Origin of the sequence: Fusobacterium sp. DD2 (assembly GCF_018205345.1) — a bacterium.
Lineage (GTDB): Bacteria > Fusobacteriota > Fusobacteriia > Fusobacteriales > Fusobacteriaceae > Fusobacterium_A.
In genome coordinates, this window is record NZ_JADRHM010000023.1 from 1 (window position 1) to 21,142 (window position 21,142).

The 21,142-nt window shown below is 30.4% G+C and carries 22 protein-coding genes and 7 tRNA genes; 28 read left to right on the plus strand and 1 reads right to left on the minus strand.

Annotated features, from left to right (window positions below; all coding sequences use genetic code 11):
- Positions 1-222: 222 nt before the first annotated feature.
- The 13 genes from IX290_RS05030 (at position 223) to IX290_RS05090 (ending at position 7,673) form a co-directional block, all read left to right on the plus strand.
- Positions 223-2,226 carry a penicillin-binding protein gene (locus tag IX290_RS05030; protein WP_249168863.1) on the plus strand — a complete coding sequence of 668 codons (2,004 nt, stop codon included), beginning with the start codon at positions 223-225 and terminating at the stop codon, positions 2,224-2,226.
- A gap of 9 nt (positions 2,227-2,235) precedes the next feature.
- The gene (gene priA / locus IX290_RS05035; RefSeq protein ID WP_211492125.1) at positions 2,236-4,539 is read left to right on the plus strand and encodes a primosomal protein N'; all 2,304 of its coding nucleotides are present in this window, start codon (positions 2,236-2,238) and stop codon (positions 4,537-4,539) included.
- 23 nt (positions 4,540-4,562) lie between these two features.
- The gene (def, locus tag IX290_RS05040) at positions 4,563-5,081 is read left to right on the plus strand and encodes a peptide deformylase (protein ID WP_211492126.1); all 519 of its coding nucleotides are present in this window, start codon (positions 4,563-4,565) and stop codon (positions 5,079-5,081) included.
- Positions 5,082-5,088: 7 nt separating this feature from the next.
- Positions 5,089-5,367, plus strand: coding sequence for a septum formation initiator family protein (locus IX290_RS05045; RefSeq protein WP_211492127.1), 279 nt, complete (start codon positions 5,089-5,091; stop codon positions 5,365-5,367).
- Between the two features lie 8 nt (positions 5,368-5,375).
- Positions 5,376-6,428, plus strand: a complete 1,053-nt coding sequence (glpX, locus tag IX290_RS05050) for a class II fructose-bisphosphatase (protein ID WP_211492128.1) — start codon at positions 5,376-5,378, stop codon at positions 6,426-6,428.
- 51 nt (positions 6,429-6,479) lie between these two features.
- The gene (locus tag IX290_RS05055) at positions 6,480-6,971 is read left to right on the plus strand and encodes a hypothetical protein (protein WP_211492129.1); all 492 of its coding nucleotides are present in this window, start codon (positions 6,480-6,482) and stop codon (positions 6,969-6,971) included.
- A gap of 104 nt (positions 6,972-7,075) precedes the next feature.
- A tRNA-Gly gene (locus IX290_RS05060) sits at positions 7,076-7,151 on the plus strand.
- 5 nt (positions 7,152-7,156) lie between these two features.
- Positions 7,157-7,232: transfer RNA gene (locus tag IX290_RS05065), tRNA-Lys, on the plus strand.
- Between the two features lie 16 nt (positions 7,233-7,248).
- A tRNA-Glu gene (locus tag IX290_RS05070) sits at positions 7,249-7,323 on the plus strand.
- A 3-nt stretch (positions 7,324-7,326) separates the two neighbouring features.
- Positions 7,327-7,402: transfer RNA gene (locus IX290_RS05075), tRNA-Val, on the plus strand.
- A 5-nt stretch (positions 7,403-7,407) separates the two neighbouring features.
- Positions 7,408-7,485, plus strand: a tRNA-Asp gene (locus tag IX290_RS05080).
- Positions 7,486-7,494: 9 nt separating this feature from the next.
- Positions 7,495-7,570 (plus strand) — tRNA-Thr (locus IX290_RS05085).
- A gap of 19 nt (positions 7,571-7,589) precedes the next feature.
- A tRNA-Leu gene (locus IX290_RS05090) sits at positions 7,590-7,673 on the plus strand.
- A gap of 243 nt (positions 7,674-7,916) precedes the next feature.
- On the opposite strand, the gene IX290_RS05095 is transcribed toward IX290_RS05090, so the two are convergent.
- Positions 7,917-8,141: a hypothetical protein gene (locus IX290_RS05095; RefSeq protein WP_211492130.1), complete on the minus strand. Its 225-nt coding sequence runs from the start codon at positions 8,139-8,141 to the stop codon at positions 7,917-7,919.
- A 409-nt stretch (positions 8,142-8,550) separates the two neighbouring features.
- Between IX290_RS05095 and IX290_RS05100 the strand changes: the two genes are divergently transcribed.
- The 15 genes from IX290_RS05100 to IX290_RS05170 all read left to right on the plus strand — a co-directional run bounded on the left by IX290_RS05100 (position 8,551) and on the right by IX290_RS05170 (position 21,139).
- Positions 8,551-9,660, plus strand: coding sequence for a M20/M25/M40 family metallo-hydrolase (locus IX290_RS05100; protein WP_211492131.1), 1,110 nt, complete (start codon positions 8,551-8,553; stop codon positions 9,658-9,660).
- Complete coding sequence (gene mreC / locus IX290_RS05105; RefSeq protein ID WP_249168862.1) at positions 9,657-10,502, plus strand: rod shape-determining protein MreC; 846 nt, start codon at positions 9,657-9,659, stop codon at positions 10,500-10,502. The genes IX290_RS05100 and mreC overlap by 4 nt, the downstream gene beginning before the upstream one ends.
- Positions 10,499-11,065, plus strand: a complete 567-nt coding sequence (locus IX290_RS05110; protein WP_211492132.1) for a hypothetical protein — start codon at positions 10,499-10,501, stop codon at positions 11,063-11,065. The genes mreC and IX290_RS05110 overlap by 4 nt, the downstream gene beginning before the upstream one ends.
- Positions 11,062-11,778 (plus strand): DNA repair protein RecO, encoded by a 717-nt coding sequence (recO, locus tag IX290_RS05115; RefSeq protein WP_211492133.1) that lies wholly within the window; start codon positions 11,062-11,064, stop codon positions 11,776-11,778. The genes IX290_RS05110 and recO overlap by 4 nt, the downstream gene beginning before the upstream one ends.
- Positions 11,771-12,244, plus strand: coding sequence for a PTS sugar transporter subunit IIA (locus IX290_RS05120; RefSeq protein ID WP_211492134.1), 474 nt, complete (start codon positions 11,771-11,773; stop codon positions 12,242-12,244). Before recO ends, IX290_RS05120 begins: the two co-directional genes overlap by 8 nt.
- Before the next feature lie 26 nt (positions 12,245-12,270).
- Positions 12,271-12,753, plus strand: a complete 483-nt coding sequence (gene nrdR / locus IX290_RS05125; protein WP_211492135.1) for a transcriptional regulator NrdR — start codon at positions 12,271-12,273, stop codon at positions 12,751-12,753.
- Positions 12,750-13,682 carry a methionyl-tRNA formyltransferase gene (gene fmt / locus IX290_RS05130; protein WP_211492136.1) on the plus strand — a complete coding sequence of 311 codons (933 nt, stop codon included), beginning with the start codon at positions 12,750-12,752 and terminating at the stop codon, positions 13,680-13,682. Before nrdR ends, fmt begins: the two co-directional genes overlap by 4 nt.
- Before the next feature lie 12 nt (positions 13,683-13,694).
- Complete coding sequence (gene folD / locus IX290_RS05135; RefSeq protein ID WP_211492137.1) at positions 13,695-14,549, plus strand: bifunctional methylenetetrahydrofolate dehydrogenase/methenyltetrahydrofolate cyclohydrolase FolD; 855 nt, start codon at positions 13,695-13,697, stop codon at positions 14,547-14,549.
- A 16-nt stretch (positions 14,550-14,565) separates the two neighbouring features.
- On the plus strand, positions 14,566-15,015 hold the full coding sequence (locus tag IX290_RS05140; RefSeq protein ID WP_211492138.1) for an ACT domain-containing protein: 450 nt from the start codon (positions 14,566-14,568) through the stop codon (positions 15,013-15,015).
- 24 nt (positions 15,016-15,039) lie between these two features.
- Positions 15,040-15,492, plus strand: coding sequence for an acetyl-CoA carboxylase biotin carboxyl carrier protein (gene accB, locus IX290_RS05145; protein ID WP_211492139.1), 453 nt, complete (start codon positions 15,040-15,042; stop codon positions 15,490-15,492).
- 82 nt (positions 15,493-15,574) lie between these two features.
- The gene (locus tag IX290_RS05150; protein WP_211492140.1) at positions 15,575-16,873 is read left to right on the plus strand and encodes a hemolysin family protein; all 1,299 of its coding nucleotides are present in this window, start codon (positions 15,575-15,577) and stop codon (positions 16,871-16,873) included.
- Between the two features lie 2 nt (positions 16,874-16,875).
- Positions 16,876-17,544, plus strand: coding sequence for a DUF502 domain-containing protein (locus IX290_RS05155; protein ID WP_211492141.1), 669 nt, complete (start codon positions 16,876-16,878; stop codon positions 17,542-17,544).
- A complete protein-coding gene (locus tag IX290_RS05160) occupies positions 17,534-18,328 on the plus strand; it encodes a hypothetical protein (RefSeq protein ID WP_211492142.1) in 795 nt (264 codons plus the stop codon). The genes IX290_RS05155 and IX290_RS05160 overlap by 11 nt, the downstream gene beginning before the upstream one ends.
- A gap of 38 nt (positions 18,329-18,366) precedes the next feature.
- Entirely contained in the window at positions 18,367-18,879 is a 513-nt protein-coding gene (locus IX290_RS05165) for an adenine phosphoribosyltransferase (protein WP_211492143.1), read from the plus strand.
- A gap of 79 nt (positions 18,880-18,958) precedes the next feature.
- The gene (locus IX290_RS05170) at positions 18,959-21,139 is read left to right on the plus strand and encodes a bifunctional (p)ppGpp synthetase/guanosine-3',5'-bis(diphosphate) 3'-pyrophosphohydrolase (RefSeq protein ID WP_211492144.1); all 2,181 of its coding nucleotides are present in this window, start codon (positions 18,959-18,961) and stop codon (positions 21,137-21,139) included.
- Positions 21,140-21,142 lie beyond the last annotated feature (3 nt).

Below are 21,142 nucleotides of genomic sequence, written 5' to 3' on the forward strand. Positions count from 1 at the left end.
GTTTATTCACATAAAGTGAAATAGTTAAAAAAAATTAACAAGAATTAAAAAAATTTGATATAATTATATGGAAGGATAAAATTACTTGGAGGAAATGCAGTGAAATATCGTAAAATTCTCAAGTTGCTAATACTTCTTTCAGATTTAGGGGGAGTTGTAGCAGCGTTAATATATAAACGTTATGTTTTAGTTTCTTTTTTTGTTTTACTCTTTTTTTATTTTATGTATATTTTTTGGAAAAGAGAAGAGTATAGAAGGACAACTGAATTTAATAGAAGAACATTATATGGAACAAATGTCCTGCTTTTTATTTTTTTATTAGTTGTTGTAAGATTGATTCAAATTCAAATAGTGGATTCTGAAAATTATAAGATAAGAGTTTTAGAACAGATTAAGAAGACTGATATTCTTTCAGGTAATAGAGGAACTATATATGATAGTACGGGGAAAAGCCTGGCTTTTAACAAAAATATTTATACTGTTGGAGTTAATCCCAGCGCAATATATGATAGACCTGAAGTTATAGATGGATTAAAAGAAATTTTGAATAAAAATTTTATAACAAAAGATAAAAATAAACTTATGGCTGAAATAAAGCAGGGGTATGAGAATAACAGAAAATATAAAGTTGTGGCTAAGGACATAAGTGAAAAGGAAAAGGGAGAATTAGAAGAGATAATAAGTAAGTATAAACTTATAAGAAATGAAATTCAGTTTGATAGAAATATTGAAAGAACTTATTATAAAAATGATATTTATAACGATTTAGTAGGATTTATTGGATATAACAGTGCATCAAAAGCTGATAAAATTGGACTTTTTGGAATTGAAAAGCAGTATGAAAGTTATCTAAAGGAAAAGGTATTAGAAAGACAGAATTTTTATACAAGAAATAGAAGTATCAAAATTCCAACTTCCAGGGATTTTGTAAGAACAGATTTGAATGGACACAATGTCTATATAACTATAGATAATGAGATACAGTTTATTTTAAGTGAGGAGTTAAAGAAAAAATTTATCTCATCAATGTCTGATGAAGCTTATGGAATAGTGATGGATCCAAATAATGGAAAAATTCTTGGAGTTGCTTCTTTTACTACTAATAAGAAAAGAGCTTTAAGAAACCCAGTTTTCCAGAACCAATTTGAGCCTGGTTCTACATTTAAACCAATAGTTGTAGCTGGTGCTATGGATAGAGGGCTCATTAATAGAAATACAACTTTTGATGTTGGAGAGGGAAGAATCACAAAGTATGGGCATACAATTAGAGAGAGTAGCAGAAGCACCAGAGGCGTTATAAATACTGAAGAGGTATTAAAAAAATCAAGTAACGTTGGTATGGTTTTGATTGGTGATAAATTCACTGATAAAGAGTTTGAAGATAACTTGAGAGAGTTTGGATTTTATGATAGAACAGGAGTTGACTTCCCTGGAGAAATAAAACCTTTTACTGTATCATATAAAAAATGGCATGGGCTTAAAAAGAGTACGATGTCATTTGGTCAGGGAATTGTTGTAACACCTATACAGTTGGCTACTGCATTTTCAGCAGTAATTAATGGTGGAGTATTATATAAACCTTATATTGTAGAGAAGATAACTGATGATTCAGGTGTAATTATCAGAAGAAATATTCCTACTCCAGTTAGAAGAGTTATAAGTGAAAAAACTTCTGAACAGTTGAGAGAGATTCTTGAAGATGTTGTTGCAGATGGAACAGCAAGACGTGGACAGGTAGAGGGGTATAGAATAGGTGGAAAGACTGGAACAGCACAATTAAGTACAAAAGGTGGATATTTAAAAAATAACTATCTTGCTTCATTTATAGGTTTTTTTCCAGCTGATAAACCCAAATATGTAGTTCTTGTTATGTTTTTAAAACCTAAAGGGGAAACCATATATGAAAAATATGGTGGAGCTACTGCAGCACCTGTATTTGCTGATATTGTAAGAAGAATTACAAAAACGAAAAATATATTATCTCAGAACGTTTCAAGTATTTCTGCAGTAACAGAGGTTAAGAATGGAGAAAGTCAGGGAAATAATGAATTTGTTGATGTGGTTATGCCAGATTTAACAGGTTTTAGCCCTAAGGATGTAGTTTATATATTTAAAAATACAGATATAGAGATTAGTGTAGAAGGAGTTGGATTAGTTGACAAACAGATTCCAGCTGCTGGAACATCTCTTGAGAATGTTAAAGAGATAAAAATTATATTAAAATAGGAGAGGGTAATGAGGTATTACAAAATTTATGTGGATAATACTAAAGGCTTATATACCTATTGTGATAAAAATGATGAGTTTGAAATAGGAGAGAGAGTTCTGGTTTCTTTTAGAAATCGTAGAAGATCTGGAATTATAATTGTTAGAGATAGTGATGATCCAAAAGAATTTAAAGTTCTTCCAATAGAGAAGAGAATGGAAAACTCGTTAAAATTATCACAAGAATATATCAAACTTCTTATATGGATAAAAAAGTATTATATGAGTAGTTATGATCAGGTCATTACTGCTGCAATACCTAGTGGACTTTCTATTAAGTATGATAATTTTTATACTCTGTGTTCATTTGACAAAGTTTTTGAAGATAGGGAAATGAACATGGAATTACAGGATTTTTTATATTCCAGATTAAAAGTAACCAAGGGAACATTAAATAAAAATTTTGGAAAAGAAATTATAAATGAGATGATTTCCAATGGAACTTTATTTAAAGATAGAAGTAATATTTTTTTAAACAGAGAACTAGATAGTTATCCAGATAAATATAAAAAAATAGTTAATTATTTTAATGAAAGATTAAAAATTGGAGAAAAAACATTAAATGAAAAATTTAATGAAGAGGATATAAAATATATAGTAAAAAATGGCTATGTAACTTATGGAAAAGAGCTTGTTAAAAGAAATGAAATTCAAGTTGATGAAACAGACGAGAATATAAGAGAGCGGAATACCAAGTTAAATGAAGAGCAGGAAAAAGCAAAAGATGATATTTTAAATGGTAGTCATGGCTTTTATTTGATAAAGGGAGTAACAGGTTCTGGGAAAACTGAGGTATATATAAGCATAATTAAAGATGCTTTTCAAAAGGGAAAAGGAAGTATTTTTTTGGTTCCTGAGATATCTCTGACTCCTCAGATGATAGGAAGGTTTAAAGGCGAATTTAAGGAGAATATAGCAATACTTCACAGTAAATTGACTCAGAAAGAAAGAGCTGAGGAATGGTATAGTATATATAATGGAAATAAAAAGATTGTTTTAGGAGTAAGATCTGCTATATTTGCCCCTGTAAAGGACTTAGGGTATATAATTCTGGATGAAGAGCATGAAAATACTTACAAACAGGATAGTAACCCCAGATATAATGCTAAACAGGTAGCTATAATGAGAGGACTATATGAAAATGCAAAAGTGATACTAGGGTCTGCTACCCCATCTATTGAGACATATTTTTATGCACAGAATGATATGCTTAAATTAGTTGAGTTAAAAAACAGATATAATGATGCTAAAATGCCAAGTATTGAGCTAATAGATATGAAAGAGGAAGAGGATCTTTATTTCAGTAAAAAACTTTTAGATGAAATAAGAGCTGCACTTCTTCGAAAAGAGCAGATACTACTTCTTTTAAATAGGAAGGGATATTCTACCTATATTCAATGTGCTGATTGTGGGCATGTTGAAGAGTGTCCACATTGCTCGATAAAGTATAGTTATTATGCAAGCCAAGGGGTATTAAAGTGTAATTATTGTGGAAAAGTAATCAAATATACTGGGCACTGCAGTAAATGTGGAAGTAAAAACTTGGTCCACAGCGGTAAAGGTGTGGAAAGAGTCGAAGAGGAGATAAAAAAATATTTTGACGTAAATATTATCAGAGTGGATTCAGAAGTTTCAAAAGATAGAGATTTTTTTAACAAAGTATATTATGACTTTTTGAATAAAAAATATGATATAATGATAGGGACACAGCTTATATCAAAGGGACTCCATTTTCCAGATGTAACTTTAGTTGGAGTAATAAATGCAGATACAATATTAAATTTTCCAGATTTTAGAGCTGGAGAAAAGACCTTTCAACTTATGCTACAGGTGGCAGGCCGTGCAGGACGTGAAGAAAAACAGGGGAAAGTTTTGATTCAAACCTATCAACCTGAAAGTGTGATTTTTCAAAAAATAGCAGCAAATAATTATGAAGAGTTTTATAAATATGAAATTGAAAATAGGGATCTTTTGGAGTATCCACCATTTGGAAAGGTTATAAATATAGGTCTTTCTTCTAAGTATGAAAAGTATTTAGAGAAATTTGCTGTGGATTTTTTTAATGATATTAAATATGATAAAGTTGAAATGTATGGGCCTATGAAGAGCCTTGTATATAAAGTAAAAGATAGATTTAGATATAATATATTTGTAAAAGGAAAGAAAAAAGATATAAATAACTTTAAAAAAATATTAAAAAACAAACTTAGAAAATATGAGAGAGAAACTAAGATAAGGGTAGTTGTAGATATCGACCCGATAAATTTAATATAGCAAAAAAATATAGAGGTGAATAAATGATATACGAAATTAAAAAATACGGAAGTACAGTTTTGAGAGATGAGGCTCAAAATGTAGAAAAAATAGATGAGGAAATCAAAGAAATACTTGAAAACATGGTAGGAACAATGTATGCTACAAAGGGAGTTGGACTTGCAGCTCCACAGATAGGTGTAAGCAAAAGAATGTTTGTTTGTGATAAAGGGGATGGGAATGTAAGAAAAATAATAAACCCAGTGATTACTCCACTTACTGATGAACTTGCTGAATGTGAAGAAGGTTGCTTAAGTGTTCCAGGTATTTATAAAAAGGTTAGAAGACCATCTAAAATTAAGATTGAATATACAAATGTTGATGGTGAAAAAGTAGAAGAAATTTTAGATGATTTTTTAGCAATAATTATGCAACATGAATATGACCATTTAGATGGTGTTTTATTTGTTGATAAAGTGTCACCAATTGCTAAAAGAATGATTTTTAAGAAATTACAAAACTTGAAAAAAGAAACAAAAAAAGCTGAACAGGCGGAGGAATAGTTATTAGATGAAAATAATCAGGAGTATTTTTTGGACTGGATTGTTGGTGGCATGGGTGGCTTTCTTTGGACCATATATATGTAGAAGCTATGTTAAGTTGGGAAAATTGAAAAATGAAGAGAAGCAACTTAAAGAACGAATTACAGCATTGAAGGAAGAGATAAATGATTACAACAGCAAGATAGGACTAATGGGTGATGATTTTCAAAAAGAAAAAATAGCCAGAGACAGACTTCTAATGATAAAAGAACAGGAAGAGATTTACAGATTTATTAATAAAAAATAGGAGGAATTATGAAAAGAGAATTAGCACTTGAATTTGCTAGGGTAACAGAAGCAGCAGCTTTAGCAGCTCACAAATGGGTAGGTAGAGGAGACAAAGAGGCAGCTGACCAGGCAGCTGTAGACGCAATGAGAACTATGTTAAATAGAATCTCTATTGATGGTGAGATTGTTATAGGAGAGGGAGAAATTGATGAAGCTCCTATGTTATACATTGGTGAAAAAGTTGGAAGAGCTAATCAAGAAAATCCAGAAATAGAAGTTGGAGAGACTCCTGATGAGTGTTCACCAGTTGATATTGCAGTGGATCCAGTAGAAGGAACTAGAATGACAGCACAAGGACAAGCAAATGCTATTACAGTACTTGCTGTTGCAGATAAAGGAAGTTTTTTAAAAGCTCCAGATATGTACATGGAAAAGCTTATAGTTGGCCCAGAAGCAAAAGGGGTAATTGATTTAAATAAACCTTTAATGGAAAATATCAACAATGTTGCAAAAGCTTTAAATAAAAAATTAAATGAGTTAATGATAGTAATACTTGATAAACCAAGACATACTCAAATCATAAAAGATTTACAAAAATTAGGAATAAAAGTTTATGCACTTCCTGATGGAGACGTTGCAGGATCAATTTTAACATGTCTTGTTGACTCAGACGTAGATATGTTATATGGAATAGGAGGAGCACCAGAAGGAGTTATCTCAGCAGCTGTAATAAGAGCTCTAGGTGGGGATATGCAAGCTAGATTAAAACTTAGAAATGAAGTTAAAGGTGTAACATTAGAAAATGACAAAATCTCTAACTATGAAAAGAGCAGATGTGAAAAAATGGGATTAAAAGTTGGAGAAGTATTAAAAATGGATGATCTTGTAAAAGATGATGAAGTAATATTTTCAGCAACTGGAATTACAAATGGAGATGTTCTTGAAGGAATAAAAAGAAAAGGAAACATTGCAAGAACTCAGACTCTAGTAGTAAGAGGAAGAACTAAAACAGTAAGATATATTAATTCTATTCATAATTTAGATTACAAAGATCCAAAGATAACACACTTAGTAAAATAATTAATATTAGGGGAGGGAGCAATCCCTCCTGATTTTTAATAGGAGATGCATATGATATTTTTTGAAGATTTTATAAAAAAATTATCTGAAACAGAGTTTGTTTTGAAAAAAAATGAAAAGTTTTCCATAGAGATTAAGAAAATGGTATCAGTAATGGGAGTAGGAATAGCTTTGACTATTATTGCTATTTATCAAGGTTATCTTGCTTATTTAAAAGTAGGGAATGTAGCTGTAAGGGGTATTTTTGCTCTAGTATTATTATTCTTAGCATTTAAACAGATGAAGGTAGTTTTTGGCTATAAATTATCTGTTGACACAGAGGAGAAACTATTGAATTTTAATAAAACAGTTATAAAACTTGATGAAATTGAAAGTTGTACCTTAGAAGAAAGAAAAGTTGGAAAGCGTCTTGAAGCAGTTATGAATATTATAACAAAAGAAAAAAAACAATTTATAATTCCTTTTTATATGAGTAAAAAATTAAGATTTGCATTTGTATTAAAAGAATTGTTAGGAAGTAAATTTAAGGTAAAAGCTAAGTAAATCAAAAGCTCGTAGCAATGTGATTTTCAATGAAAAATAATCTTTAAAAAAAATAAAAAAATGTTTGACAAAAAATATAAATCATGATATTATTATTGATGTCCGCGGGAATAGCTCAGTTGGTAGAGCGTCAGCCTTCCAAGCTGAATGTCGCGAGTTCGACCCTCGTTTCCCGCTCCAGACATGCGTCATTAGCTCAGTTGGTAGAGCACCTGACTCTTAATCAGGTGGCCACAGGTTCGAATCCTGTATGACGCACCATCGAGAGGTTTTAAATGCCCCGTTCGTTCAGTGGTAAGGACATCAGATTTTCACTCTGGAAACAGGGGTTCGATTCCCCTACGGGGTACCACTTGGTCGCATAGCTCAGTTGGGAGAGCACCTGCCTTACAAGCAGGGGGTCATAGGTTCAAGTCCTATTGCGACCACCATATATGGGGGTGTAGCTCAGTTTGGTTAGAGCGCATGCCTGTCACGCATGAGGTCGCGAGTTCGATCCTCGTCACTCCCGCCATATAATGATGCCGCTTTAGCTCATCTGGTAGAGCAACTGACTTGTAATCAGTAGGTGATTGGTTCGATTCCGATAAGCGGCACCATAACAAAAATAGAATAGATGCGAGGATGGCGGAATTGGCAGACGCGCTAGACTTAGGATCTAGTGTCCCAGACGTGAGAGTTCAAGTCTCTCTCTTCGCACCATTTTAAAAATAATATTCATTTATCATAGAATCTTAAAACAAATCGTTTTAGGATTTTTTTATTTTAATTAACCTTTTATTTTGTCATAATAAAAAGTACGAGCAATATGTTGAAAGTTGTTATGATAGAAATGATTATAAAGAGATAGTGAACAATAGATTTGAGCCTTTAAAAAGATATGTAGAGAGTCTATTTAAAGCATAAAAAGAGAGCAGCAAAACTGCTCTCTTTCTAAGTGAAATCTTACGTAAAACTGAAAAGAGGTACCTCTCCATTGATGTGTGGAGTGATTTTTACAATGTGATTTATAGCTACAATATGAGCTACTTCATCTTGAGCGATAATGATAAATCCTTCAGATTCATCATTTGGAAACTTCAAAACTGATTTTTTTAAAATCTTTCCTGTAGATAGTTCAACGTCATAAAAGTGATCTTTAAATTGATCTTTAAATTCAATTAGTTTCATAAACTGCCCTCCTTTTTATGTAAAATCTTCCTATAATGATATTATAACCTTTTATAAGAGGTAAATCAATTTCTATAAAAAATTTATTCTTTTATTAATGAAATAAACCCTTAAAAATTGCTTTTTTACAGTAAGTGAGGTAATATTGTAAAAAGAGTAATGGAATATTTTTTTTAAAATGAGAAAAAAGAAAAATAATTTTAATGTTTCAATTTTTTAGTATATAAAGTTAAATAAATTGGTATGGCGAATATAGCTGAAAATCCTAGGGTTTAGGTGAAAAATACTATTTAGGAGAGATTATACTGTTAAATTGTCTATTTTTTTGTACTAGTGGTACTTTACAAAACCACTATAAATATATTATAATTGTTAGAAGAATAGTACTTGGGAAAAATAAGGAGGCATCATGGTTAATCAGGAAAGAATTGTTGAAAATTTTATTAATATGGTAAAAATTGCATCTCCATCTTTAAAAGAGAGAGAGGTTGCAGATTATATAAAAAAAGAACTAAAAGAACTTGGACTTGAAGTTATTGAAGACAATGCAGGCAAGAATTTAGGAGGTACAACAGGGAATATCATTGGAATTCTTCGTGCACCAGGGAAATCAAAGCTAATGTTAAGTGCACATATGGATACTGTTCTTCCTTGTGAAAATATAAAACCTATTATAGAAAATGGAATAATTAAAAGTGATGGAACTACAATTTTAGGTGGAGATGATAAAGCTGGAATTGCAGCTATTATAGAGGGACTGAGAATAATTAAAGAAGAAGGAATAGATCATCCTGAAGTTATAGTTCTATGTTCAATAGCAGAAGAGATAGGACTTAAAGGAGCAAAGGAATTTGAAATAGATAGTTATAAACCTGATTACTCTTTTATCCTAGATTCAGGTGGTAAGCCAGGAGTTGCTATTATTCAGACACCTTATAATGCAAGAGGAGAAATTAAAATAATTGGCAAATCGGCTCATGCTGGAATTGCACCTGAAACAGGAGTAAATGCATTGACAGTAGCTGCTCATGCAATTACTAAATTAAAACTTGGAAGAGTGGATGCTGATACTACCTCTAATATAGGTATGGTTAGAGGGGGAGAGGCTTTAAATATAGTTATGCCTGAAGTTACACTGAAATATGAAGCAAGAAGTTTTTCAAAGGAAAAGCTTGATAATTTATTATCTGAAACAAAAGAGATATTTAAAAGCACTACTGAAAGATTTGGTGCTGGTTATGAGTATAATATAAACATTGAATATCCAGGATATCATCTAAAAGAAGATGAAGAGATAGTTCAATGTTTTAGAAAAGCTTGTAATAATGCAGGATTTGATTGTGTAACTAAATCAACTGGTGGTGGAAGCGATTCAAATATATATAGTGGACATGGATATAAAGCAATGACAATTGGAGTTGGAATGTCTAAAGTTCATACAAAAGAAGAGTTTTTAAAAATAGAAGATTTAGTTGGAACAGCAAAGTTAGTAGTTGAGTTAGTAAAGGAATTTGCATGATGATGCTTAGAAAAAATAATAATTCAAATGATTCTTTTAATAAAAAAATTATAATATTTCTTGTTGGAGTTGTACTGATTTTTGGACTATTCCAAAGTGCAGTTAACTATGGAGTAGATTTGGTTAGTTTTATAGTTTTTCCAGTACAAAAAAAGATTTATGAAGTAGGGACATATATAAAAGAAACAACAGATGCAGTTACAAAATATAAAGAGGTTTTAGAGGAAAATAGAGTTCTAAAAGCTGACAACATAAAATACGAAAGAGTTGTAGCTGTTAATAGAGAACTGATAGATGAAAATATTCGACTTAAAAATATACTTGATATGAAAGAAGAAAAACAACTTGACATAAAAGTTGCAAAAGTTAATTTTAAAAATCAGAACAACCTTTATGAGAGATTTTTTATAAATCTTGGAAAAAATGATGGAATGAAAAAGAATATGATAGTTCTCACAGAAGATAATAAACTTATTGGAAAAATTGGGAAAGTCTATGGAGATTATTCAGTGGTAGATATGATAACAGGAGAAAATTCCAATGTAAGTGGACTAAGTGAGAGTAATATGCTTGGAGTAGTTAAAGGAAGTAATGAAGATGATGGAACATTATACTTTGAACCAAATACGTTTCAAAATATTTTACAGGTAGGAGAAAAGGTATATACATCTGGTGTAAGTGATATCTATTCAAAAGGTCTTTATATAGGAGATATTTCACAAATAGATGATGTACAGGGAGATGTATTTAGAAGTATAAGGCTTAAAAATAATGTAGATATATTAAATATGACTGAAGTGCTGATTTTAATGCCGAAAGATAAAAAAGGGGAGAAAAAATGATTAGAATTTTAAGAATAATGATTTTTATCCTGTGTAGTTGTGCAAGTTTTGCAGGAGTACAAAGCTTAACAAATATAAAGAGTTTAAAAGTAGAGATTCAAGAGACTACATATGTAAATAATAAAACTAAAAAAAGCGAGTATAATTTAGAATTTGTTAAACCAGATAAATTTAGAAAAGATGTTATCAGTCCTGAAATGAATAAAGGTGAGATATATATATACGTTGGAAATGAAAAGACAGTATACCTTCCTTTTTTTGATCAAGTGACAAAAGAGACTACTGACTCTGAAGAAAATGATATTATCAGTGCTATTAATTATATTTTGAATATAGAAAATAGAGATCCTGAATTTTCACAGAAGTACTATACGAAAAAACTTAAATATCTTAACTTAGATAATGGTAGTAAGATAGAGATTTCCAATTTAAAAACTGTAGATAATTATTTGTTGCCTTTTACTTTTGATATATATGAAGGAGATAGTAAGATGGCAACACTTAAGATAAAAAAATACAGTATAAATCCTTCAATATCTGATGAGGAGTTTAAAATGAAATGATCAATTTTATAAATGATGAGGGTATAGTTATTAATAAACAGGATTATGGCGAGGCAGATAGGTATGTAACTGTCTTTACCAAGAATATGGGAAAGATAGTTTTTTTTATAAAAGGAATAAGGAAAAGCAAAAAAAGAGAGGTAAGTGCAGTAGATGTTCTGACTCTATCTAAGTTTACCTTTTATAGAAAAAAAGAGAACTATATTGTATCAAATCTTCAATGTTGTGATTCTTATTCAGAGATAAAGCAGGATTTGGATAATTTAGGACTTTCTCTTTATGTAATGAGTGTTTTAAATTCAGTTTTAGTAGAAAATAACAGGAAGAGAAAGCTTTTTAATATTACAAAAAAAACTTTAGATTATCTAAAGACAAGTAAAGATGAAAAGAATAATTATACACTTATAGCTTATTATCTTCATTATATAATAAAGGATGAGGGATTAAGAATTAATAAAGGAGAGGGAAATAACTTCTCTTTTAGGGAATCCAGGTTTATACAACAAAATGAGGAATTTACATATAAAGTCACCAATGAACAAAGAGAAATACTTGTTAAAATTATCGAGGGAAAAGTAAGAGAGATTATAAAGGGAAACTATTTTATAAGTGATTTAGTGAGAGTGATATCTTTATTGGAAAAATATCTTAATTTTCAATTTGGAATATCATTAAAATTAAAAAATTATTTTATGGGGGTAGGGAATGATTAACATGGTAAAAATTACTGACTATATGTCAGAAGATTTGATTTCTCTAAATTTAAAATCGAAAACCAAGGCAGAGGTATTAATAGAACTTTCTAAACTGATGGAGAAATCTCCAAATATTGAAGAGGGAGATGATGTTGTTTACACGGCATTGGTAGATAGAGAAAAAATAGGAAGTACAGGAATAGGAAAAGGAGTAGCTATTCCCCACGCTAAAACAGAAGGAGCAAAAGGACTTACAATAGCATTTGGAATAAGCAGAGATAAAATTGACTTTAATTCAATGGATGAAGAGGATGTAAATATATTCTTTGTATTTGCTTCACCAAATAAAGATAGTCAAGTATATCTAAAAGTCCTTGCTAGAATCTCAAGACTTATAAGAGAGGAAAGTTTTAGACAGGGGCTTCTAAATTGCAAAAGTGCAAGAGAAGTAATAGATTATATCGATAAAAAAGAATCTGAGTAATATTAAAGAGGTATAGGTGAGTAATAATGAAATGCCCGTTTTGTAATTCTGAAGATACAAAAGTAGTAGATAGCCGTTCATTTATGGATGGATATTCTATTAAAAGAAGACGTGAATGCATAAATTGTCAAAAAAGATTTACAACATATGAAAAAGTGGAAGAGATTCCTTTATACATAGTTAAAAAAGATAAAAGAAGAGAAAAATTTGACAGGAATAAACTTTTAAGAGGGTTAACAGCTGCTACAATTAAAAGAAATATAAGCAGAGAGGAACTTGAAACTTTTGTATTGGAAATAGAAAAATCAATACAGAATTCACTTAGAAATGAGATAAGCACTAAGGAACTTGGAGAGATTGTAATGGAAAAATTATTGCATACTGACCAGGTTGCATATGTAAGATTTGTTTCAGTTTATAAGGAATTCAATGATATAAAATCTTTTATAGAGATAGTTGAAAAAATAAGTGATAACAAAGATAAAGAAATGGAGGAAAAACAGGAATGAGAATACTTTTTATGGGAACTCCTGAATTTGCAGTACCATGTTTTGATGTATTAAATAAAGAATATGGAATAATTGGGGCATTTACAAAAATTGACAAACCAAATATGAGAGGGAAGAAGATTAAATATACTCCAGTAAAGGAGTATGCATTGGGAAATAATATTCCAATTTATCAGCCAAATACTTTAAAAAGTAAGGAAACACAGGATTTGATAAAAGAATTAAATCCTGATCTTATAGTGGTTGTAGCTTATGGTAAGATTTTACCTAAGGAGATAATTGATATTCCTAAATATGGAGTAATCAATGTACACTCATCTCTTTTACCAAAATATAGAGGTGCAGCACCAATAAATGCAGCACTTATCCATGGAGAAGAGGAAACAGGAGTAAGTATTATGTATATAGCTGAAGAGCTTGATGCTGGAGATGTAATTCTTACTAAGAAAACTAAAATAACAGATGAGGATAATTTTGAATCTCTTCATGATAGATTACAGGCTTTAGGAGCAGAAGGACTTTTAGAAGCAGTAAAGCTAATTGAAAAAGGAGAAGCTCCAAGAGAGGTCCAAGATCATAGTAAAGCAACATTTGTTAAACCTTTTTCAAAGGAAGATTGCAGAATTGATTGGAATAAAACTGAAAGAGAGATATTCAACTTTGTAAGAGGAATGGATCCATTACCAACAGCATTTAGTATGTCAAATGATAAACTGTTTAAAATATATGCAGTAAAAGAAAATCATAAGGTATATGAAAATGGTGTTCCTGGAGAAGTAGTAGACAGAATAAAAAAACAGGGAGTAGTAGTTAAAACTGGAGATGGAAGTGTAATTCTAACTCAGGTAAAACCTGAAAATAAAAAAATTCTTACAGGTGTGGATATTATGAATGGAAATGTAATTAAAGTTGGAGATAAATTTAACTAGAAAGGTAATACAATGACAATATTAGATGGTAAAAATTTAGCAAAGAAAATTAGAAATGAAGTAAAGGAAGAAACAGCTCTTTTAATGGAGAAGACAGGGAAAAAACCAGGTCTTGCTATTGTGCTTGTAGGAGATGACCCAGCTTCTAAAATTTATGTAAACTCTAAAATAAAAGGTTGTAAAGAGATAGGTTTTGAAAGTTTTGCTCATTTTCTACCTGGAAATACTTCAGAAGAGGAGCTTTTAGATACGATAGATAAGCTTAACAGAGATGATAATGTAAATGGAATTTTAGTACAACTTCCATTACCTGATCATATAAATGAAAAAAAAGTAATTGCAAAAATAGCATTGGAAAAAGATGTAGATGGATTTAAACCTGAAAATCTAGGAATGCTTTTCTTAAATGATAAAGCAAGCATACATTCATGTACACCAGCAGGAATACTTAGACTTTTAGATGAATACAATATAGATCTTAAGGGAAAAGATGCAGTTATAGTTGGAAGAAGTAACATAGTTGGGAAACCTCTTGCAGGGCTTTTCATCAATAGGAGCGCAACTGTAACAGTATGTAACAGTAAGACTAAAGATTTAAAAGAAAAAACTAAAAATGCAGATGTAGTAGTTATGGCTGTAGGTAAAGCAAAACTTTTAACTGAAGATATGGTAAAAGATGGAGCTGTAATAGTTGATGTTGGAATCAATAGAACTGAAAATGGAATAGTAGGAGATGTTGATTTTGAAAATGTAGCACCAAAATGTAGTTTCATCACTCCAGTACCTGGTGGAGTAGGACCAATGACAGTGGCAATGCTTTTCCATAATACTTTAAAAGCTTTTAAAAATATTAATAATATAGAATAATCAAGGGAGATATAGTATGAAAAAAGAAGAAAAAAGAGAGTATTATATAGTTGATAAAAGAATACTTCCAAATTCTATCCAAAGTGTAATCAAGGTAAATGATTTGGTACAACACACTAATATTTCAAAATATGAAGCAATAAAAAAGGTAGGAATTAGTAGAAGTACATATTACAAATATAAAGATTATATAAAACCATTTTTCGAAAGTGGAAAGGAAAAAGTTTTTAACATCCATATGTCTTTAATTGATAAACCTGGAATTTTAGCAAAAATTCTTAATATAATTGCTGGAGAAGATATGAATATACTTACAATACTTCAAAATATTGCAATAGATGGAATTGCTAAATCAACAATTTCTATTCAAACAACAGAAAATATGCTTAGAAAAATAGAAGGAATGCTTGAAAAAATATCTGAAGTTGATGGAGTAAAAGATATTAGAATAATTGGAAGCAATTAAAAGAAAATTTTTGGAGGAGTAAAGATGAAAATCGATGTAAAAACTATAAAAGAATTAGCTGAAAATTTAGATAAATATAAGCTAAATGAAATTGCAGTTGAAAGTGAAGGTGTAAAACTTACACTAAAAAAAGAAAAACCAATGAAAAATATTGAGGTAATTCAACCCCAACAGATTATTCCTCAAGTATTGGTAGAGGGAGATGCACCTGCTGCAGAAGAACAAGAAGAGGAGAGTTTAAACTGTGAATATATTACAGCTCCTATGGTAGGAACTTTCTATACTTCTTCAGCACCTGGAAATCCAGCTTTTGTAAGAGTTGGAACTGAAGTAGCTCCAGGAGAAACACTTTGCATAATCGAAGCTATGAAACTTTTAAATGAGGTTAAAGCTCATAAAGCATGTAAAATAGTTAAGATTTTAGTTGAAGATGGTCAAGTTGTTAAAAAAGGTGATAAACTATTTGCTATTGAGTAATAGCAATATTGTTTTTTGAAAAGCTATATGATAACATTTAAATATAAATTTGTGTAAAAATAAGGAAGGTGTATGATTAAAATTGGACACGTACCAAAATATTGTACTGTTAATTATTTTAATTTTAATTTCTGGCTTTTTTTCCGCATCGGAAACTGCTCTTACATCATTTAGAAGTATTCATTTGGAAAAGCTAGAAGAGGAAAAAGAATTCAAAAAAGCAGAATTATTAAAAAAATGGTTGAAAAATCCTAATGAGATGTTAACTGGACTTCTTGTGGGAAACAATGTAGTAAATATACTTGCTTCTTCTATAGCAACAGTTGTAACAATGAAGGTTATAGGAGGAAATTCTACTTCTTCTATTGCGATTGCTACTGCAGGAATGACAGTAATTATTCTTATATTTGGAGAGATTACTCCAAAGATAATTGCGAAAAATCAAACTATAAAAGTTGCTGAGATAGTTATTACAGTTATTTATTATCTGACAGTAGTATTGAAACCTCTAATAATAATACTTATGTTTATTTCAAGATTTATAGGTAGAATCTTAGGGATAGATTTGAAGGACAACGAGGCTTTAATGATAACAGAAGATGATATAATATCATTTGTCAATGTTGGGGAAGCTGAAGGAGTTATAGAAGAGGAAGAAAAAGAGATGATTCATTCTATAGTGGCCTTTGGTGAAACAACAGCTAAGGAGGTAATGACTCCTAGAACTTCAATGTTGGCCTTTGAAGGAAATAGAACAATTGACGACGTATGGGATGAATTAATGGAAAATGGATTTTCCAGAATGCCTGTGTATGAAGAAACAATAGATAATATAGTTGGAGTACTATACGTAAAAGATATATTAGGAGCGTTGAAAGATAAGAAAACTGATGTTCCTATTAAAAATTTTGTAAGACCTGGATATTTCGTTCCAGAGACAAAATCCATAACTGAAATTTTACAGGATTTCAGAAGTATGAAAGTTCATATAGCACTGGTTCTTGATGAATATGGTGGGATTGTTGGACTTGTAACAATTGAAGACCTAATTGAAGAGATTACTGGTGAGATAAGGGACGAATTTGATACTGAAGAGGAAGAATTTATTCATAAAATAGATGACAATACCTTTGAAGTTGATGGAATGATAGATATAGAAACATTAGATAAAGAACTTGAAATCAAGCTTCCAGTTTCAGAAGGCTATGAAAGCTTAGGGGGACTTATTATAACAGTGCTAAGAAGGGTAGCAGAACCTGGAGATGAGATTGTTCTAGAGGAAGTTAGATTGAAAGTACTAGAAGTTGATAAGAAAAGAGTTGCAAAAGTATTAGTTGAAAAAAATTATAAAACAGAGGAGTTAAAATCTGAAGAGGAGTAGGTATGAAAAATTTTAAGAGATATTTTTATACAGGGTTGATTGCCTTGCTTCCGATAGTTATAACTGTATATATATTCAACTGGATTGTAAGTATAATGATGTCACTTATAAATCATTCGTTTATTACAATTGTAATCCATGGAATACTTGTAAAATTTGTAGAAGAACAACAGATGGATTTTTATTTTCAGATACTTGTGTATGCAATATCACTGATAACTATGATAGGTGGTACCTGCTTAGTTGGATTAACATTGCAAATTGTGTTTTTTGCCAAGATTATGAAAAAAATTAAACAGCTATTGAGAAGGATACCTCTTATTAAGCAGGTATATTCAACTATAAGCCAGATTATAGATATTACAGTATCAGGAAGTCAAAAATCATTTCAAAAAGCAGTTCTTGTTGAGTATCCAAGAAGAGGAATTTACAGTATTGGATTTTTAACTTCAACAGATAACTTTTTATTGTCAAAATATATAGATACTAAAGAAAAACTTTGCAATATCTTTATTCCAACATCACCTAATCCAACATCTGGTATGTTTATAATAATACCAGCAAGTGATGTAAAGGTTTTGGATATTAAAATAGATGATGCAATAAAACTTATTATTTCTGGTGGAGTTATACTTCCAGAAAAAGAGGAGGATAAAGATATTGAGGAATAGGTTTGGAATTTTTATAGTTTTAGGATGGATTTTAATTTGTTGTGGATGTACTACATTAAAGGAAAATAAGAGAGCTGATTACTCTCTTTTAAAAGGAGTAAATCTTTCTGAACAGGGAGATTTAGAGGGAGCTTTAAGAGAATATGAGAATTCATACAAATTGAATCCTGATAATGCAGTTCTTTTAAAGGAAATGGCATTTATTTACTATAAATTTGCAGACCAGAACAAAGCTGAAGAGCTATGGTTGAAGGCTTTAGCAATATCGCCAAAAGACGATAATGTGATTAAGAATCTCTCATTTTTATACTATGAAAGAGGAGAATATAGCAAGGCTAAAGAGATAATAAAAGAAAGTTATAATCCCAATGCAGATTATTATTTAAAAATAAAAGGTTTAATGGCTCTTAAAGAGAATAATAAAAAAGAAGCTTTGGAGTTATTTGAAAAAATAAGACCTGAAGCTTTTGATACAGGAACATATTTAGAGTATTTAACTCTTGGAGAAGAGTACTATACAACAAGAGATTTGTATAATATGCTAAAAAAAGGAGAGCTTCTTTTTGGTAGCAACAAAGAGTATGTTCTTGCTAATGCTAAAATATTAACTGAAAGATTAAAAGGGTATGATGAAGCTGAAAAAATACTGCTTAAATACATAATGGAAAAAGGAAACGATAGAGATATTTTAATGATGCTTTCTGATATTTATATGGAAAGTGGTAATGAAGAAAAAGCCAAGGATACTCTTTTATTAATAACAGATAAAGATAACTTACTTTAAAAGTATAATATAAAACTAAGGGAATGGAGTGAAGTATTATGGATTTGAAAAAATATGTAACTAGTATAAAAGACTTTCCAAAAGAAGGAATTATATTCAGAGATATAACAACTCTTATGAATGATGGAGACGCATACAAATATGCAACTGAACAGATAGTTAAGTTTGCAAAAGATAAAAATGTTGATTTGGTAGTTGGCCCAGAGGCTAGAGGATTTATTTTTGGATGTCCAGTTTCTTATGCACTTGGAATTGGATTTGTACCAGTAAGAAAACCTCATAAATTACCAAGAGAAGTAATTGAATACTCATATGATTTAGAATATGGTTCTAACACATTATGCATGCACAAAGATGCAATTAAACCAGGGCAAAGAGTACTTATTGTAGATGATTTATTAGCAACTGGTGGAACAATGGAAGCTACAATAAAATTGGTTGAAGAATTGGGTGGAATCGTAGAAGGACTTGCATTTTTAATAGAACTGGAAGAACTTAAAGGAAGAGAAAAATTAAAGGATTATCCAGTTTTAACATTGATGAAATATTAAGAATAAAAGCTGACTAAGATTTGACTGCCCTTGGATTTTAGTCGGTTTTTTAAAATATGAAGACAGGAAGAGGAGTTTTATGAATTATTGGGAAGAGATAGTAAAAGAGATTGAAAAAAACAACTTGAAAGTGGACATGGAAAAAATAAAACTTGCCTTTTATTTCGCTGAGGAATGTCATGAAGGGCAGTATAGAAAATCTGGTGAAGACTATATCATGCACCCTGTTGAAGTTGTTAAGATATTAATTGATATGAAAATGGATACAGATACCATTGTAGCAGGGATTTTACACGATATAGTTGAAGATACTCTTATAACCCTTGCAGATATCAAATATAACTTTGGAGAAACTGTTGCAACCCTTGTAGATGGTGTTACAAAGCTTAAAACACTTCCAAATGGAACAAAGAAGCAGGATGAAAATATAAGAAAAATGATTCTTGCTATGGCACAGAACTTAAGAGTTATAATAATAAAATTAGCAGATAGACTACATAATATGAGAACTATGAAGTATATGAAGCCTGAAAAGCAGATATCAATATCTCAAGAAACATTGGATATATATGCTCCATTAGCTCATAGACTTGGTATTGCAAAAATAAAGTGGGAACTTGAAGATTTGGCTTTAAGATATCTTAAACCAAAGGAATATGCGTATATTAAATCTCTTATTGATGAGAAAAAAGATGAGAGAAGAGAATATATTGAGAGTTTTATAAAAACTATTGTAGCACTTTTACATGAAACTGGAATAAAAGGAAATGTAAAGGGAAGATTTAAACATTTCTACAGCATTTATAAAAAGATGTATGAAAAAGGAAAAGAGTTTGACGATATCTATGACCTTATGGGAGTTAGAATAATTGTTGATACTGAAGGAGAATGTTATAACACTTTAGGAGTTATTCACAGTCACTTCAGACCTGTTCCAGGACGTTTTAAAGACTATATAGCTGTACCTAAATCAAATAACTATCAATCAATTCATACTACAATTGTAGGGCCTCAAGGTAAATTTATAGAGATTCAGATAAGAACTGAAGAGATGGATAAGGTAGCTGAGGAAGGGGTAGCAGCTCACTGGAGTTATAAAGAAAATACTAAAGTGACTAAAAGTGACCAGGTATATGGGTGGCTTAGAAATATACTTGAACTTCAAAATGAAGCTGAAACAGCTCAAGAATTTATTGACAGTGTAACAAAAGATATTATGAATGAGACAGTTTTTGTATTTTCACCTAAGGGAGATATAAAAGAATTACCTCATGGATCTACACCTCTTGATTTTGCTTTTGCAATTCATACACAGATAGGATGTAAATGTGTAGGAGCAAAGGTAAATGGAAAGATAGTTACATTGGATTATAAACTTCAAAATGGTGACAGAGTTGAGATAATAACATCTAAAAACTCTAAAGGACCTAATAAAGATTGGCTTGATATAGTTGTAACTCATGGTGCTAAGAGTAAGATTAAAAAACTTCTGAAAGATCAAATAAAAGATGAAATTATAAAACTTGGAAGAGAAAATCTTGAAAAAGAAGTTATGAAGATGGGAATAACTCTTAAAGAGATTGAAGAAGATCCAATTATTAAAAAGCACATGGAAAAGAATAATATTGCTTCTTTAGATGATTTTTATTATCATGTTGGAGAAAAGAGAAGCAAAATTGATGTAATTATAGATAAACTTAGAACTAAAATTGAAAATGAAAGAGCAAATTCCAATATAACACTTGAAGATTTGATGGAAAAGAAGAAAGAGCAGACAAAGAGCTCTGGAAAGAATGACTATGGTGTTATTATAGATGGAGTTAATAATACTCTTGTAAGATTCGCAAGATGCTGTACACCACTTCCAGGAGATGATATTGGAGGATATGTAACAAAACTTACAGGAATTGCAATACATAGACGTGATTGTAAAAACTTCCAAAATATGGTGGCTCGTGATCCATCAAAAGAGATTGCTGTATGTTGGGATAGAAATATTGCTGAAAAGAAAGAGAATAAATATAAGTTTACTTTTAATGTCTTAGTATATGACAGACCTAATCTTTTGATTGAACTTCTAAATATGATAGCAAATCATAAGATAAATCTGGTCACTGTAAATACTAATGAGATAAATAAAGATGGAAAGAAACTTATGAATTATCAAATAACAATTGAAATTGCAGATAAGAGTGAGTATAAATATCTGTTAAATAATATGCTTAAAATGAAAGATGTAATTTCAGTTGATAGAACATAGATA